General features: G+C 56.1%; 2 protein-coding genes. Both read left to right on the top strand.

Annotated elements, in window-relative coordinates; genetic code table 11:
- On the top strand, positions 1 to 1,005 hold a 1,005-nt coding region (locus tag B2R48_RS18805; protein ID WP_297003435.1), incomplete at its 5' end, for an acyl-CoA carboxylase subunit beta.
- A gap of 21 nt (positions 1,006 to 1,026) precedes the next feature.
- The coding region (locus B2R48_RS18800) for a biotin carboxylase N-terminal domain-containing protein (RefSeq protein WP_297003433.1) at positions 1,027 to 1,511 on the top strand (485 nt) is incomplete at its 3' end.

Below are 1,511 nucleotides of genomic sequence, written 5' to 3'. Positions count from 1 at the left end.
ATGACCGACTTCATCTTCATGGTCAAGGACAGCTCCTATATGTTCGTGACCGGTCCGGATGTGGTCAAGACCGTCACCCACGAAGAAGTCACCCACGAACAGCTGGGCGGGGCATCGACCCACACCAGTGTTTCGGGTGTGGCTGATCTGGCCTTTGACAATGATGTCGATCTGTTGCTTCAGACCCGCCGTTTCATGGACTTCCTGCCTCTGTGTAACAAGGAAGACCCGCCCGCACGCCTCTGCGAAGATCCGATCAACCGGGATGACTTCTCGCTCGATACCCTGGTGCCAGAAAACCCCAACATGCCCTATGACATGAAGGAACTGATCACCAAGATCGTCGACGAGGGCGACTTCTTTGAAATTCAGGCCGACTACGCCAAAAACATCATTATTGGCATGGCGCGCATGGATGGCCGCACGGTCGGTGTCGTCGCCAACCAGCCGATGGTTCTGGCCGGCTGCCTTGATATCGACAGCTCCAAAAAGGCCGCGCGCTTCGTGCGCTTCTGCGATGCCTACAATATTCCGATTGTCACCTTTGTCGATGTGCCGGGCTTCATGCCGGGCACCGCGCAGGAATATGGCGGCATCATCAAACATGGTGCGAAACTGCTCTATGCCTATGCCGAGGCCACCGTGCCCAAGGTCACCGTCATTACCCGCAAGGCCTATGGCGGGGCCTATGACGTGATGTCATCAAAACATCTGCGCGGTGACGTAAACTATGCTTGGCCGACCGCCGAAATTGCGGTGATGGGGCCAAAAGGTGCGGTGGAAATCATCTTCAGGGCGGACATGGACAATCCTGAAAAGATCGAAGCCCGCACCGAAGAATACCGCGAAAAATTCGCCAACCCGTTTGTCGCGGGCCGCAAGGGGTTCATTGATGATGTCATCATGCCGCATGGCACACGCCGCCGCGTTTGCAAGGCGCTTGGCATGCTGCGCAACAAGGACATCAAGAACCCTGAAAAGAAACACGGCAACATTCCGCTGTAAGACAAATTGGGAGACAGAAAAATGTTTAGCAAGATCCTGATTGCCAACCGCGGTGAAATCGCCTGCCGTGTGATCAAATCAGCCCGCAAAATGGGCATCAAGACCGTTGCGGTCTATTCCGATGCCGATAAAAACGCCCTGCATGTTCAGATGGCCGACGAGGCCGTCCGCATCGGCCCGGCACCCAGTAATCAGTCCTACCTGATTATTGAAAACATCATCGACGCCTGCAAATCCACAGGGGCCGAGGCCGTCCATCCCGGCTATGGCTTCCTGTCGGAAAATCAGGCCTTCGCCAAGGCCCTTGATGCAGCAAACATCGCCTTTATCGGTCCGCCGAATGGCGCCATTGCTGCCATGGGCGACAAGATCACCTCGAAAAAGATCGCGGCCGACGCGGGTGTTTCAACCGTTCCCGGTTTCATGGGCGTGATCAAGGACACCGACGAGGCCGTCAAGATCGCCAACGACATCGGCTATCCGGTGATGCTCAAGGCATCCGCTGG

It is taken from the genome of Thalassospira sp. UBA848 (assembly GCF_002295455.1).
In the GTDB taxonomy this organism is placed as follows: domain Bacteria; phylum Pseudomonadota; class Alphaproteobacteria; order Rhodospirillales; family Thalassospiraceae; genus Thalassospira.
Note: the sequence above shows the minus strand (reverse complement) of the source record. Positions and strands in the feature narration are given on the sequence as shown.